This window comes from Agrobacterium sp. A3-95 (assembly GCF_053521785.1).
In genome coordinates, this window is sequence record NZ_JBNWDR010000002.1 from 546,807 (window position 1) to 559,500 (window position 12,694).

12 protein-coding genes are annotated in these 12,694 nt (G+C 59.5%); 10 read left to right on the plus strand and 2 right to left on the minus strand.

Annotated elements, in window-relative coordinates; translation table 11 throughout:
* Positions 1 to 177: 177 nt before the first annotated feature.
* Positions 178 to 723, plus strand: coding sequence for a flavin reductase family protein (locus ACQZ5Y_RS08120; protein WP_003511097.1), 546 nt, complete (start codon positions 178 to 180; stop codon positions 721 to 723).
* Positions 724 to 774: 51 nt separating this feature from the next.
* The gene (locus ACQZ5Y_RS08125; protein WP_174060002.1) at positions 775 to 1,719 is read left to right on the plus strand and encodes an acyl-CoA dehydrogenase family protein; all 945 of its coding nucleotides are present in this window, start codon (positions 775 to 777) and stop codon (positions 1,717 to 1,719) included.
* A gap of 7 nt (positions 1,720 to 1,726) precedes the next feature.
* Here ACQZ5Y_RS08125 and ACQZ5Y_RS08130 read toward each other — a convergent pair whose 3' ends face one another.
* Complete coding sequence (locus ACQZ5Y_RS08130; RefSeq protein ID WP_003511094.1) at positions 1,727 to 2,176, minus strand: RrF2 family transcriptional regulator; 450 nt, start codon at positions 2,174 to 2,176, stop codon at positions 1,727 to 1,729.
* A gap of 304 nt (positions 2,177 to 2,480) precedes the next feature.
* Here ACQZ5Y_RS08130 and ACQZ5Y_RS08135 point away from each other — a divergent pair, with 304 nt between their 5' ends.
* From ACQZ5Y_RS08135 to ACQZ5Y_RS08165, 7 genes are all read left to right on the plus strand, one after another.
* Positions 2,481 to 3,485: an LLM class flavin-dependent oxidoreductase gene (locus ACQZ5Y_RS08135; protein ID WP_035251488.1), complete on the plus strand. Its 1,005-nt coding sequence runs from the start codon at positions 2,481 to 2,483 to the stop codon at positions 3,483 to 3,485.
* A 23-nt stretch (positions 3,486 to 3,508) separates the two neighbouring features.
* Positions 3,509 to 4,849 carry an LLM class flavin-dependent oxidoreductase gene (locus tag ACQZ5Y_RS08140; RefSeq protein ID WP_112674695.1) on the plus strand — a complete coding sequence of 447 codons (1,341 nt, stop codon included), beginning with the start codon at positions 3,509 to 3,511 and terminating at the stop codon, positions 4,847 to 4,849.
* An 85-nt stretch (positions 4,850 to 4,934) separates the two neighbouring features.
* Positions 4,935 to 6,122 carry a M20 aminoacylase family protein gene (locus tag ACQZ5Y_RS08145; protein WP_174050569.1) on the plus strand — a complete coding sequence of 396 codons (1,188 nt, stop codon included), beginning with the start codon at positions 4,935 to 4,937 and terminating at the stop codon, positions 6,120 to 6,122.
* A 23-nt stretch (positions 6,123 to 6,145) separates the two neighbouring features.
* Positions 6,146 to 6,703: a GNAT family N-acetyltransferase gene (locus ACQZ5Y_RS08150; RefSeq protein WP_003511088.1), complete on the plus strand. Its 558-nt coding sequence runs from the start codon at positions 6,146 to 6,148 to the stop codon at positions 6,701 to 6,703.
* Between the two features lie 13 nt (positions 6,704 to 6,716).
* A complete protein-coding gene (locus ACQZ5Y_RS08155) occupies positions 6,717 to 8,522 on the plus strand; it encodes an amino acid ABC transporter permease/ATP-binding protein (protein WP_174060001.1) in 1,806 nt (601 codons plus the stop codon).
* Between the two features lie 25 nt (positions 8,523 to 8,547).
* Complete coding sequence (locus tag ACQZ5Y_RS08160) at positions 8,548 to 9,486, plus strand: ABC transporter substrate-binding protein (RefSeq protein WP_013761658.1); 939 nt, start codon at positions 8,548 to 8,550, stop codon at positions 9,484 to 9,486.
* A gap of 133 nt (positions 9,487 to 9,619) precedes the next feature.
* Positions 9,620 to 10,555, plus strand: coding sequence for an ABC transporter substrate-binding protein (locus tag ACQZ5Y_RS08165; protein ID WP_003511082.1), 936 nt, complete (start codon positions 9,620 to 9,622; stop codon positions 10,553 to 10,555).
* Positions 10,556 to 10,643: 88 nt separating this feature from the next.
* Here the strand turns inward: ACQZ5Y_RS08165 and ACQZ5Y_RS08170 are convergent, their stop codons facing one another.
* A complete protein-coding gene (locus ACQZ5Y_RS08170) occupies positions 10,644 to 11,969 on the minus strand; it encodes an NAD(P)/FAD-dependent oxidoreductase (RefSeq protein WP_025595541.1) in 1,326 nt (441 codons plus the stop codon).
* Positions 11,970 to 12,200: 231 nt separating this feature from the next.
* Between ACQZ5Y_RS08170 and ACQZ5Y_RS08175 the strand changes: the two genes are divergently transcribed.
* Positions 12,201 to 12,677, plus strand: a complete 477-nt coding sequence (locus tag ACQZ5Y_RS08175) for an Lrp/AsnC family transcriptional regulator (RefSeq protein WP_013761655.1) — start codon at positions 12,201 to 12,203, stop codon at positions 12,675 to 12,677.
* Positions 12,678 to 12,694 lie beyond the last annotated feature (17 nt).

A 12,694-nucleotide genomic window follows, 5' to 3' on the forward strand; every position in this document is an offset into this window, starting at 1 on the left:
GCGGCCCTGTCTTCCGGTTAGCCTTTCCCATGGGCGTCATTCGGCGGAGCGTTCACGGGAGAGCGGCATATAAAACATTATTTCCATAGAATATAAGTATTATGGAAAACGATGTCTATTTCACGCCCCGCCGCCGCTGCTAACTATTGAGCAACAAGCTGTTTTCAGGAGCGATCGATGACATTGCAATATGCGGCCAAGGATCAACAATTCATCAATCTCCGCGATCCCGTCTCTGGCAAGGCGCCGGATGCCGATAGCCTTAAGGCGGCGCTCAGGACGCTGGGCGGCGGTGTCAGCGTCATTACGGCGGGCGAGGGTGATGCGCGCACGGGTGCTACGGTAACATCCGCCACCGCCCTGTCGGTCGATCCTCCAAGAATTCTGGTTGCGCTCAACCGCTCCTCCTCCACATGGCCTGTGGTGCAGCGCTTCGGCCATCTGGCGGTGAATATTATCGGCCCGAACCATCAGTTCATCGCCAACCAGTTTGCCGGTGTTGGCGGTCTGAAAGGTGTGGACCGTTATCGCGGCGCGGAATGGACCCGTCTGGCGAGCGGTGCGCCCATCCTCGAGGACGCCGTTGCCGCGATCGATTGCACCATCGAGGAGGCGATCGAGCGCCACAGCCACGTCATCATCATCGGCAAGGTGGAGGCGATCCGCATCGGATCGGGTCACTCGCTGGTCTATCAAAACGGCCGTTATCATTCGCTGGACTGAGCTCCGGCCTGTCCGGCGCTTTCACTGGGTCATTCTTTGAGGGAGTTGAGCATGGGATCTGTCACGCCGCTCGGCGAAAGAATTCGTTTCGTGTCCCCGCGTCTCGGCGCGGATGGGGATGTACTGACCGTTGCCCGGACGATTGCCGAAAAATGCGCGGTGGAAAGTGCCGCACAAATCCACGCGCGGATTGCCCGTTCCGGCCTTCTCGCCCTCTCCGTTCCAAACGATCTGGGCGGGGCGGACATCACAAACGACGTTCTCTCGCAAGCTCTCTCGATTATTTCCGCGGCGGATGCGGAGGCGGCGCATGCGCTTGCCGAACACTTCACGGCGCTTGAATTCATCAGGAACGCCGGTAGCGAAGAGCAGCGCAAGACCCTCTTCGCCCGCCTCGATCTTGGCGAGACTTTTGCGCTTGCCTCATCTGACGCCGGCGTGGATCAGGCGGTTCTGTTGACTGGCGACGACTATGGCTTGCGGCTACCCGCTGACATTGTCCGATCTGTTACCTCAGATGCAGACTGGATCGTTGTCCCGGCAGTCAACGCGGCAGGGCAGGCCGTGCTTGTCGTTCTGCGCAATCGCCCGGATACATCATGGGACGGCCTGCTGCGCGCCGATCAGGTCGCGTTTCTTGCGCAGGGCGCTGGAAATCTGGCAGCCTCCGTCTTCACCCTTCTGAAGGCCGCCGTGGCTCTGGGTGAGAAACAGCGTGAGCTTTCAGCGTTGCTGATTGACAGATTGGCCGAGGAAGGTGATGCGCGCCCCCTTATCGGCGAAATATTTCTCGCAATCGAATTGCTGAAGGCACAGATTTCCCGCCTCGCTGCCAATATCGATGCGGCGCAGGTGGGGGCGGAAAGCGTGACCTTTCGCTCTGTCCGCAACAATGCCATCACGCTGGAAATTCTAATGGCCCGTCTCGGCCTTATCGATGGCGCAAGCGAATCCGGGCTGATTGCGACCCTGGGAGACGATCTGCGCCGGCAGTAAACGGCGCTTATTCGCCTGCCGGAATAAATTGCGCGTCTTGTCCGCCTTTTGCCACGAATTGTGCGAGCGTCATATTGTCCAGGATTGTTGCGATGGCGTCCCGCACGTCCGTCATCGAAACCCTGACCTGACAGGTCTCGGGATCGTCGCAGTCGTCGCAGGCTTCAAAAGCGGTGCGGCTGGCACAGCGTATGGGGGCCAAGGGCCCGTCCAGCGTTCGGATGACCTGCCCGATCATGATTTCCGATGGCATTTTCGACAGCGAATAACCGCCATTCGGTCCCTTCTTGGAACGCAGAATGCCGCTGTTGCGCAGTTCCAGAAGAATAGTATCCAGAAATTTTTTCGGAATATTGTTGCGGGTTGCAATCTCGGTCACAAAGGCGGTCTCGCCCTGGGGCAACCGCGCCAGATCGACAAGAGCCTTCAGTCCGTATTTGCCTTTTTTGGTCAACATCGCATGATCCGCAAAGAGGGCCAGCACCTTCTGAGTGCCGGGTTATGGTGTTCTCAACTTACTAAGTAGTTTTTACCGAATTCCCGCGCAAGTCCGTTTCGTCCCGGCTCGATGCACAAAGCGGCTTTACACCATCGTTTTTCGCCCTGTTTCCTCATCGTTTCGGATTGCTTTGCCAAAGACGCCTGCCGAAACCATAGCGGGAAACAATATTTTCTCTGATCGCGTCGCAACGTGGAACGAACGTCCTTTATTACTATATAAAATCAGTAGACAAAGTATGCATCAAAAGACGTGCGAGGTGATGATGTATACTCTCAGTTTGCTGGACAAGAGCCCTGTTCCAACGGGTGAGAACGCGGCAAGCGCGTTCCGCGACACGATCAATCTCGCCAAACGCGCCGAAGAACTGGGCTATCGCCGATTCTGGGTGGCAGAACATCACAATTCGCCGGAGCTTGCCGGTTCCGCGCCGGAAGCGCTGGTTGCATGGATTCTGGCGAAGACCTCTCGTATCCGCGTCGGCTCGGGCGGCGTGATGCTGCAGCATTACAGCCCCTACAAGGTCGCCGAGGTTTTCAACGTGTTGTCGTCGCTCGCCCCCGGTCGGGTCGATCTCGGCGTCGGCAAGACACCGGGCGGGCTGCCGCTTGCGACGTCTGCCCTACAGCAGGCCTATGATCCCGCCCGCAAGCCGGATTTCGAAACGGCTTTTGGTGAGCTTACCACATTTCTCTCCGGTGCCGCGCCGCAGGGGCATGCGCAGGCCGGGTTGCAGGCAACACCGGTGCCGCCGGTTGCGGTGGAACGGTTTCTGCTCGGTGCCAGCCCGGAAAGCGCAAGGCTTGCAGCTTCCAGAGGATGGAATTTCGTCTTTGCCGGCCACCTCAATGGTGATCCGGAGGTTCTTCGCAGCAGCCTGTCGGCTTTCCGTGAGGAGAGCGGCGGCAGGGCGCCGATCCTTGCCCTCTCCGTCTTTGCCGCCAGTGATCCCGACCACGCGGCGCGGCAGGTGGAAGGTCAGCGCATCTACCGGGTGTTCCTGAGCGACGGCAAGGCGTTCAACCTTGGCCGCCGTGAACAGGCGGAAGAATTTGCCCGCCAGTCCGGCGATACCGATTATCGCATCGAGGAGCGTAAGCCCAACGTCCTGCATGGCGGGCCGGACGATATTCACAAGGCGCTGCGCGCGCTTTCCGATGAGCACGGTATCGAGGAATTCATCGTGGAACCGCCGCATGTGGGGGCCGATCAGAGGCTCGCCTCGATCGAATTGCTGGCCACACACCGCCTTTCCAGGGCCGCGTGAACTTGTCCTCAGGAGGAAATGACATGACGAAAAAGACAATCCGTTTCGGCATCATGCTCCAGGGCCCCGGCGGGCACATGAACGCCTGGCGGCACCCGAAAAGCCCTGTTGATGCCAGCGTCAACTTCGATTTCTTCAGGAAGAACGCGCTGAAGGCAGAAGCCGCCGGCATCGCCTTCGCCTTCGTTGCCGACGGGCTTTACATCAACGACAAGTCCATCCCGCACTTCCTCAACCGGTTCGAGCCTTTGACCATCCTTTCGGCGCTCGCCTCCGTCACCTCGAAGATCGGTCTTGCCGGCACGGTTTCGACCTCCTACAGCGAGCCCTTCACCATCGCGCGCCAGTTCGCCTCGCTCGATCTTCTGAGCGGTGGCAGGGCCGGCTGGAATGCAGTGACGACGCCACTCGAAGGTACGGCGAAAAACTACAGCCGCAACCATCCCGAACATGCGCTGCGCTACGAGATCGCCGATGAATATCTGGAGGTGATCAAGGGCCTGTGGGACAGCTGGGACGACGATGCCTTCGTGCGTAACCGCGAGACAGGACAGTTCTTCGACAGGCAAAAACTCCACACGCTCGGCCACAAGGGTCGCTTCTTCCAGGTGGAAGGTCCGCTGAACATCCAGCGTTCGCCGCAGGGGCAGCCGGTGATTTTCCAGGCGGGGTCTTCGGATGCCGGTATCGGGCTTGCGGGTAAACATGCCGACGCCGTTTTTACTAATTCTGCATCGCTCGAGGAAAACCAGACATTCCTCAAGCGCGTGAAGCAGAGTGCTGTCGCGCAGGGCAGGTCCGCTGCCGACGTGAAGATTTTCCCTGGCATCGGGCCGATTGTGGGCGAGACGCAGGAGGAGGCGGAAGCGAAATACAACATCATCCGCAACCTCATCACCATCGAGGATGCGCTCGCCTATCTCGGCCGTTTCTTCGACCACCACGACTTCAGTGTCTATCCGCTGGATGAGCCTTTCCCCGAACTTGGCGAGATCGGCAAGAACAGCTTCCGTTCGACGACCGACCGCATCAAGCGCCGTGCGAAGGAAAAGAGCCAGACGTTGCGCGAAGCGGCGCTGGAGGCGGCGACCCCGCGCGAAGGTTTCATCGGAACTCCGGACAAGGTGGCGGACGAGATCATCCGCTGGGTGGAGCACGATGCGGCCGACGGTTTCATTCTGGGCTTCCCGGTGATTGCCGAAGGGCTGGATGATTTCATCCGCCTCGTCATACCGGTGCTGCAACGGCGCGGATATTTCGAACCGCATCTGGAAGGCAGAACGCTGCGTGAGCATCTCGGCCTGCCTTTCAAGGAGAGCATCTATTCCCACGCTGAAAGCGGTTCCAGCAAGGCGATCGCATAAAAGCGGGGTCGGGCGGCAGCCATTGCCGCCCGGAGAGAATTTCAAGGTGCTGTGCGGGTAAAGCGCAGCGCAGGAGACCAGAACCATGAATATCCGCATTGACGGCGCGCGTCCGCAGGACGACGCCGAACGGGGAATCCTTGCCTTCATCGAGGAAAGCATCGCCATCCGGCACGATCTTCACCGACATCCGGAGCTTTCGCTTGGGGAAAAGCGCACGGCGGCGCTCGTTGCCCGTTATCTCCTCTCCTTCGGATATGAGGTGACCGAGGGTGTCGGGGGCCATGGCGTCGTTGCCACCTTGAAACGTGGTCATGGTGACAAGCGTCTGGGTATCCGCGCCGATATCGACGCCCTGCCCATCGTCGAGGAAACCGGTCTCGCCTATGCCAGCCAGACACAGGGTGTGATGCATGCCTGCGGTCATGACGGTCACACGACTATCCTGCTCGCCGCTGCCCGTTATCTAGCTGAAACATCGAGTTTTTCCGGCACACTGACGCTGATTTTCCAGCCAGCCGAGGAAATCGGTGCGGGTGCTAGAGCGATGATAAAGGACAGGCTTTTCGAGCGGTTTCCCGTCGATGCCGTGTTCGGACTGCACAATTGGCCGGGTGTCGAAACCGGACAATTCGGCTTTGTCGAAGGGCCTGCCATGGCCTCCGTCGACAAGGCGAAGGTTCGGATCATCGGCAAGGGCGGGCACGGGGCGGCGCCGCATGAAACGGTTGATCCGGTTCTTGCCTCGGCAAGCTTCGTCACCGCCTTGCAGAGCATCGTATCGCGCAATATCGACCCGCGAGACATGGCGGTGCTGACGGTAGGCTCCATCCATGGCGGAACTGCTTCCAACGTCATTCCCGAGAGTGTCGAACTGCAGATTACCGCGCGGGCCTTTTCGCCCGCCGTGCGCGACAGACTGGAGGAGCGGCTTCCCGCCCTTGCCAAAGCACAGGCGGAAAGCTTCGGTGCAAGCGCCGATGTCACCTACTCCCGTGGCTTCCCGCCCGTCATCAATCACATCAGGCAGACAGCTTTTGCCCGCGACGTCGCCAAACGGCATTTTCCAGCCGAACAGGTTGCAGAAGGCTTTCAGCCGCGAACGGCGAGCGAGGATTTCGCCTTCATGCTTCTGGAGCGGCCGGGCTCCTATCTCTTCGTCGGCAATGGCGACAGCGCGCCACTGCACAGCCCTCACTACGATTTCAACGATGCGATCATTGCGCCTGCGGCACGCTTCTGGGTGCGCCTGGCGGAAGCATACCTCTCCTGATGCAACGAGTTTAGGACAACGAGATGAGCGACAGTTTTCTCTACACATCGGTCAAGGATCCGCTCGCAACCCCGCTTCTGGAGGAGTTGCTGTTCGAATATGACAGCCGCTACGGCACATATTTCAACGCGGAAGGCGCCAAGGCGGAACTTAACAAATATCCGCCGGAGGCTTTCAGCCCGCCGTCGGGCAATTTCCTGCTGCTCTTGCGTGGCGGCAAGGCGATCGCCGGCGGTGCCTTCATGCGCTACGACGAGGAAACCGCCGAGTTCAAGCGGGTCTGGACGCATTCGGCCCACCGCCGGCAGGGGCTTGCCAAAATAGTGCTTCAGGAGCTTGAGCGGCAGGCGATCCGGCAGGGTTACGCCCGTGTCTATCTGACCACGGGCTTCCGCCAGCCGGAAGCGGTCGGCCTATATCTCACCAACGGTTATCGCGCGTTGTTCGATACGTCGGCAGATCCTGAAACGATCAGGTCGCTGCCTTTCGAAAAATGGCTTGCCGATAGCGCCTCCGCCTCCGTTGCGGAAGGCGCGTCGATACCGGCGGCCCGGCCGCATTCTTCCCCGGCCCACCCGTGAAAGGCTTTTTCCGATGACGATAGCCTCTGATTTTCCGCATGCTGCATTGAGCGACCAGAAGGGTGAACCGATCAAGGGTGGGTATTCCCATTTCCGCATCGTGCCGGCCCGCTACCCCTTGCGGACGGTGGGAACAGTCTTCTCCGTACTCATCATTGCGGCCGTTCTGCATTCCGTTTTCGGCAATCCGCGCTGGGGCTGGGATGTCTTTGCGGAATGGTTTTTCGCTGAACCGGTGTTGGTCGGCTTAGGACGGACGCTGCTGCTGACCGCGCTCGGTGCGGTGCTCGGCTTCGCACTGGGAACGCTGCTGGCGCTTGCCCGCGTTTCACGCTCGCCGCTGCTGGTTGCCGTATCCTGGACCTATATCTGGATTTTTCGATCCATTCCGCTGATCGTGCTTTTGCTGATCCTCAACAACCTCGGTTATCTCTATGAGACCGTGACGATCGGTGTGCCCTATACCGGCATCAACTTCTTCAGCTGGAACACCACGCAGCTGATGACGCCGTTTGCGGCCGCCGTTCTGGGGCTGACGCTCAATCAGGCCGCCTTCGCATCCGAAATCGTCCGTGGCGGCATTCTCTCGGTTGATCAGGGGCAGCTTGAGGCTGCCGCAGCACTCGGCCTTCCCCGGCGGCGGCAGGCGTCCCGCATTGTTCTGCCGCAGGCGATGCGCTCCATCTTGCCCACCGCCTTCAACGACATCATTGGCCTCGCCAAGGGGACTTCGCAGGTCTATATCCTTGCCCTGCCGGAGCTGTTCTACACGATCCAGATCATCTATCGCCGCAATCTGGAAGTGATCCCGCTGCTGATGGTCGCGACCGTCTGGTATCTGGTGATACTGACGGCGCTTTCGATCGTGCAGCACCATATCGAGCGGCATTTTTCACGCGGTGCGCTGCGCAATCCGCCGCCGTCATTGTTCGCCACGATTTACCGCACCTTCCTGCCGCGCAAACCCTTGCCTGAAGCCGTGGAAACGGTGGCCACGACAGCCGTAAGGCCCGAGCGTTCGGTGCCTGCCCGTGCCGTGAGCTTTCAGCTCGGAAATCGTGGCGGGTCGGTCAATATTCATGGCGTTTCGAAATCCTTCGGGTCGCTGAAGGTGCTTGATGATATCAGCCTTTCCATTCCGGCAGGCAGTGTCACCACCATTCTCGGCCAATCCGGCTCCGGCAAGTCCACATTGCTGCGCTCCATCAACCATCTCGAGCGCGTCGATGAAGGATTTATCGCCATAGACGGTGAACTGGTCGGTTATCGTCAAAAGGGCGATACGCTTTATGAGCTGAAGGAACGGGAAATCCTCAAGCGCCGCGCCGAAGTGGGCATGGTGTTTCAGAGCTTCAACCTGTTCCCGCATCTGACCGCGCTTGAAAACATCATCGAAGCACCCATCGCCGTTCGTGGCATATCGAAAGAGCAGGCGCAGACCGAGGCGCGCGATCTTCTGGCTCGCGTCGGCCTTGCCGAAAAAGCTGGCGCTTATCCCCGTCAGCTCTCCGGCGGTCAGCAGCAACGCGTGGCGATCGCCCGGGCGCTGGCGTTGCGGCCGAAGGTGTTACTGTTCGATGAGCCGACATCCGCGCTCGATCCTGAACTCGTCAACGAAGTGCTTGATGTCATCAAGGAGCTTTCCCGCTCCGGCGTCACGCTCATCATCGTTACCCATGAAATCGGTTTTGCCCGTGAAGTCTCCGACAGGGTCGTCTTCATGGAACAGGGCCGCATCATCGAAACAGGCACGCCGGACCAGGTGTTCAACAGCCCTGAACATCCCCGCACCGCCGAATTCCTCGCAAAAGTTCTCTAATCAAAACAACAAAGGAAACACTCGCATGGCTTTTTCATCGAAATTATTGTCGTTCCTTGCAGGCGGTCTTTTCACCGCTACCACCGCGCTGATACCGGCTGCGCATGCGCAGGAAATCGACCTGTCGCCGGAGCAGAAGGGGCGAGTGCGCGCCGAGAAGGTGGAAGAAGCGATCAAGCTTCTGCCCGCTGGCCACAAGTTCGTCGCGGATGGAAAGTTGACGGTCGCGACCGTGCCTTTCCGGCTGCCGCTAGTCGATTATGCCAGCGATACGAAAACGCCTATTGGCGTGGAGCCGGATATCGCCCAGCTGGTTGCTGACAGTCTTGGCCTTGAACTTCAGCTAGTTCCCATCGCCTGGGCCGATTGGCCGCTGGGCCTCACCTCCGGCAAATATGATGCCGTCACCTCCAACATCACGGTGACGGAAGCCCGTAAGGAAAAATTCGACTTCTCCAGCTACCGCAATGACCTGCTCGGCTTTTACGTGGGCAGCAACAGCAAGGTGACGAGCATCAGTAAGCCCGAGGATGTTGCCGGGTTGAAGGTTATCGTCGGCGCTGCCACCAATCAGGAGCAGATCCTGCTGAAATGGATCAAGGACAACAAGGCCAAGGGTCTGGCCGACACCGATGTGCAATATTACGACGATCAGGCCGTGCTCGATGTCGCCCTGCAATCCGGCCGCGCGGACGCCTATCTCGGCCCCAACGCGACGTCAGCCTTCCAGGCAGCAAGCCAGAAGAAGACCAAGCTCGTTGGTACCTTCTCCGGCGGTTGGCCGGAAGCGGCGGAAATCGCCGTTGCCTCCAAAAAGGATGCCGGAATTGCCGCAGCCATCACGGCGGCACTGAACGCCCAGATCAAGAACGGCAACTACGGCAAGGTTCTCGCCCGCTGGAACCTCGGTTCTGAAGCCATCACCGAATCCCGCACCAATCCACCCGGTCTGCCCAAGAGCTGAGTGCTGGTTTGCTCCCAGAAAGCTGAGTTTCCACAAAGCTGAGTTGAAGGTGGGACATCACTCAGCCGGTAGCGCGGGCCTCCTCCCGTCCGCGCTACCTCCGTCCCGCAATTCATTTTATCGGGGAGCCAGAATGGCACTCACCTCTCGTCTTGCCACAGTCACGTTCGGCGTTTTTCTCTCTGTCGCCGCTTTCGGGTCGGCTTTCGCAACTGATGTCTTCGATCTTTCGCCAGACCAGCCTGGCCGGATCAGGGTAGAAAAAGACCCCGCAGCCATCGCCGCCATCCCGAAAGATTTCAAGTTCATCACCCCGGGCAAACTCACGGTCGCGGTTGCACCTGGCGGACCACCGCTCGCGACCTATGCGACGGACGCCAAGACCGTGGTGGGTGCCGATCCGGACTATGCGCTTGCGGTGGCTGATAGTCTCGGCCTTGAGCTTGAGCTGGTTGCTGTCGCCTGGGCCGACTGGCCGCTGGGGCTTGCCTCCGGCAAATACGATGCTGTCATTTCCAATGTCGGGGTGACCGAGCAGCGCAAGGAGAAGTTCGACTTCTCCACCTATCGTCAGGGCCTGCACGGCTTTTTCGTGAAGTCCGACAGCGGCATCACCGCCATAAATGAGCCGAAGGATGCGGCGGGCCTGAAGATCATCGTCGGCGCTGGCACCAATCAGGAGCGTATTCTGCTGAAATGGAATGACGAGAATGTAGCCGCCGGGTTAAAGCCGCTCGAGCTGCAATATTATGACGACGAGGCCACCCGGCTTGTCGCGCTTTCTGCCGGGCGGGCGGATGTGATCGTCCAGCCGCATGCGCAGCTGGTCTTCATCGCCGCGCGTGACAAGACCATCAAGCGTGTCGGAACACTCTCCGCCGGCTGGCCGGAACGTTCGGATGTCGCCATCACCACCCGCAAGGGTTCGGGACTGGCCGATGCGCTGACGCTCGCCACCAACGATCTGATCAAGAGCGGCGCTTACGCGAAGATACTGGAACGCTGGCAGCTTTCGGAAGAGGCCTTGCCGGAATCGAGAACCAACCCACCTGGCCTGCCGAAAAGCTGACCGGTCGAATAAATGCGGTGGACGGCAGCACCCGCAGGTCATGCCTGCGGGTGCTGTTTTGATACGTCTGTTGGCCTGCGTAGAACAATCAGAAATCCGCGACCTTTCCCCATGACGAGTCAAGGAAACGGCTGGGATGATACGGGGCGGGGTCAACGATCGGGGTTGAACCCGTCACGATATCGGCGATCAGGTGGCCAGCGCCGGGGCCGATGCCGAAACCGTGGCCGCTGAAACCGGCGGCGAGGATGAAGCCGGGCAATTCGCTGGTCTCGCCGATGGCGGGCACACCATCCGGCGTGCTGTCGATGAAGCCGGCCCAGGCAGCGGATATCTGGGTTTTGCGGAGTGCAGGCAGAAGTTCCAGCGCCCTTTTGTGGGTCTCACGGATGGCGGCGGCATTCGGTTTCGGATCGAGAATACGAACCCGTTCCATCGGCGTCGGCGCATCGAGCCGCCAGTGCTTCAGCGTTTCGTGCCCACCGCGAACCCCTTCCAATCCACCCGGTCGCAGGCTGCGCCAGCGCTTGAGGAACATCGGAACGAATTCGCGTGCAAACCGCATTTGCTGCGCGGTCGGGTCGATTCGACCGAGGCCGCTGATGGCGAGCGTGTAACCGCCGTTGCTCCGGCGTGTTACAGAAACGGCTTTTGTATGCAGCGCATCCGGCAGTCCTTCCGCACCTGCTGTGACGGACAGGATTGAGGAGCGGACAGCGGCTTGCGGAAAACGAATTCCGAGCTGGCGGCAGAAGGACGAGGCCCAGGCGCCGCCGGACATGATGGCGGTTTTGGTGCGGATCGTGCCTTTTTCGGTAACGACGGCGCTAACGCGACCACCTTCCGTCTCCAGACCGCGCGCGGCGCAATTCTGGTGCACCGTTCCGCCCAGTTTTATGAGGGCACGCGCGACGGCCGGGGCCGCCATCGAGGGATCGGCGGTGCCGTCCGTTGGCGAAAAGACGCCACCTTTCCAGCGTTTCCCAGTCGCGCGTCCGCGGTTGCTCGCCTCATCCGCGCTCAACATATGCGTCGTCACGCCTGCGGTGATGGCAAAGTCGCGCCAGCGCGCCCAGCCGGCAATTTCAGCTTCGTTGTCGCTCAGGTAGAACAATCCGCAGCGGCGAAAACCGGTGTCTTCGCCGCTTTCTGCGGCAAACCGTTCCCAGAGCGTCAGGCTCTGCGTTGAAATCGGCAATTCGCGGGCGTCTCGGTTCTGCTGCCGGCACCAACCCCAGTTGCGGCTGGATTGCTCCGCGCCAACAAGACCTTTTTCGACAAGAGCCACTTTCAGGCCACGCCGGGCGAGGTAATAGGCTGCGAACACGCCGACGATACCGCCGCCAATAATGACGGCGTCCGCCGATTTCGGCAGTTCCGGTGATGTCGTGATCTGTTGCAGCGGCGCAGGCATGGTGGGGCTCCTTGTATTCGTCTTAATTTACCTTGGTCGCCGGGTAAACGCTGCCAGACTGCGCCGATTGCCGGAATCTCCTGCTGTTCGTAGCCATGTCTGCAACTCTTTATGCTGGATGAAAAAAACATCCCCGCGTCGACAGGGCACGCTCATGTGATAAGATTTCCATGGCCGCGTCAGAATTTTATGCCGCGTGCACGAAAAAATATAAAAGGGGTTCCGCACGTGATGAAACTTGACCGGATCGACATCAAGATCCTTTACGAACTCCAGAAAAATGGTCGCATCACCAATGTCGAGCTGGCGGAGCTTGTCAATCTCTCGCCAAGCCCCTGCCTGATGCGCGTCAAGAAGCTTCAGGCCGAGGGCTATATCGAAGGTTATTCGGCACAGATCAACATCAACAAGCTCGGCCAGACGCTGACGGTATTCACCGAGATCACGCTCAAGAACCACCGCCAGATCGACTTCGCCCGTTTTCTCGGCGTTATCGAAAAGATCGATCAGGTCGTGGAATGCCACCTCGTTTCAGGCGGTTACGATTACCTCCTGAAATTCGTCACCTCCGGCATCGTCGAATATCAGTCGATCATGGAGCGGCTGACGGACATGGATGTCGGTATCGACAAATATTTCAGCTTCGTTGTGCTGAAATCTCCGATCATCAAATCGCATATGCCGCTGACCAGCCTGTTTCCGCTTTGAGGTGGAAGACGTCCCTT

Excerpts from the sequence above, each read along its gene's own strand:
- ACQZ5Y_RS08120 (WP_003511097.1), top strand. The coding sequence starts at position 178 with ATGACATTGCAATATGCGGCCAAGGATCAACAATTCATCAATCTCCGC.
- ACQZ5Y_RS08125 (WP_174060002.1), top strand. The coding sequence starts at position 775 with ATGGGATCTGTCACGCCGCTCGGCGAAAGAATTCGTTTCGTGTCCCCG.
- ACQZ5Y_RS08130 (WP_003511094.1), bottom strand. The coding sequence starts at position 2,176 with ATGTTGACCAAAAAAGGCAAATACGGACTGAAGGCTCTTGTCGATCTG.
- ACQZ5Y_RS08135 (WP_035251488.1), top strand. The coding sequence starts at position 2,481 with ATGATGTATACTCTCAGTTTGCTGGACAAGAGCCCTGTTCCAACGGGT.
- ACQZ5Y_RS08140 (WP_112674695.1), top strand. The coding sequence starts at position 3,509 with ATGACGAAAAAGACAATCCGTTTCGGCATCATGCTCCAGGGCCCCGGC.
- ACQZ5Y_RS08145 (WP_174050569.1), top strand. The coding sequence starts at position 4,935 with ATGAATATCCGCATTGACGGCGCGCGTCCGCAGGACGACGCCGAACGG.
- ACQZ5Y_RS08150 (WP_003511088.1), top strand. The coding sequence starts at position 6,146 with ATGAGCGACAGTTTTCTCTACACATCGGTCAAGGATCCGCTCGCAACC.
- ACQZ5Y_RS08155 (WP_174060001.1), top strand. The coding sequence starts at position 6,717 with ATGACGATAGCCTCTGATTTTCCGCATGCTGCATTGAGCGACCAGAAG.
- ACQZ5Y_RS08160 (WP_013761658.1), top strand. The coding sequence starts at position 8,548 with ATGGCTTTTTCATCGAAATTATTGTCGTTCCTTGCAGGCGGTCTTTTC.
- ACQZ5Y_RS08165 (WP_003511082.1), top strand. The coding sequence starts at position 9,620 with ATGGCACTCACCTCTCGTCTTGCCACAGTCACGTTCGGCGTTTTTCTC.
- ACQZ5Y_RS08170 (WP_025595541.1), bottom strand. The coding sequence starts at position 11,969 with ATGCCTGCGCCGCTGCAACAGATCACGACATCACCGGAACTGCCGAAA.
- ACQZ5Y_RS08175 (WP_013761655.1), top strand. The coding sequence starts at position 12,201 with ATGAAACTTGACCGGATCGACATCAAGATCCTTTACGAACTCCAGAAA.